Origin of the sequence: Aeromicrobium phragmitis, from assembly GCF_003674095.1 — a bacterium.
GTDB classification, from domain to species: Bacteria; Actinomycetota; Actinomycetes; order Propionibacteriales; family Nocardioidaceae; genus Aeromicrobium; species Aeromicrobium phragmitis.
This window is the reverse complement of sequence record NZ_RDBF01000039.1, coordinates 1-665: the sequence shown is the minus strand read 5'-3', so window position 1 is coordinate 665 and position 665 is coordinate 1. Positions and strand designations below refer to the sequence as shown.

At 70.2% G+C, this 665-nt stretch carries 1 protein-coding gene; it reads right to left on the bottom strand.

From position 1 onward, the window contains the following. Positions 1-562: hypothetical protein (locus D9V41_RS17625; RefSeq protein ID WP_133434230.1), on the bottom strand; the 562-nt coding region annotated here is incomplete at its 3' end. Between the last annotated feature and the right edge of the window lie 103 nt (positions 563-665).

The following is a 665-nucleotide window of genomic DNA, read 5'->3' as shown; positions in this document are numbered from 1 at the left end:
ACTCGGCATGAAGGGCTGGGAGCCAGGCAGACAGCGCCTCCCGGTCGCCGCGTCCGAGATCGTGAAGCATGCTGTCGAGGGACACTGCTGTCATGACACCGCCGGGGCGGGCGAGACGCCGCTCTACGGCGCATCGCAGGCCTCGTGCGAGCGCTCGGTCCACGACCGTGCGCCGGTGGTCCCGGTCGTTCCACGGCGCACGGAGAAGATCAGGGGCCACCGGGTGCGTGCGCTGCTGCACCGCGAGGGCGACGAGCGTCCATCGCAGGGCCGGGAAGCTGCCGATCTCGACGGGAGGCGCAGCGACCCATCGGGCGAGGACTTCCGGATGATCGAGTGCAAGCGGGAGCCCGACATCTCGAAGAACCTGTTCCGCCCGCTCCGGATCCGCGGACCGCGCAGCGGCACGCAGGCGTTCGAGCGCGACCGCGTCATCGCGATCCCCGTCAAGCGCGCCCAACCTTCGGGCTCCTGCCCCGCGCAACACCCTCCAGGCCTCCGCGGTGAGCCGCTCCGGTTCGTCGATCACCAGCACGAGGGGACCTTCGGTCTCGTATCGCATGCATCGCCTTCGTCATCGCTCGGCCTCCCCCCGCCAGGCGCCGCCCGAACGGGCGGTCACAGATGAGACGGCGGGACCGAAACAATCTCACGCAGACTCCGAC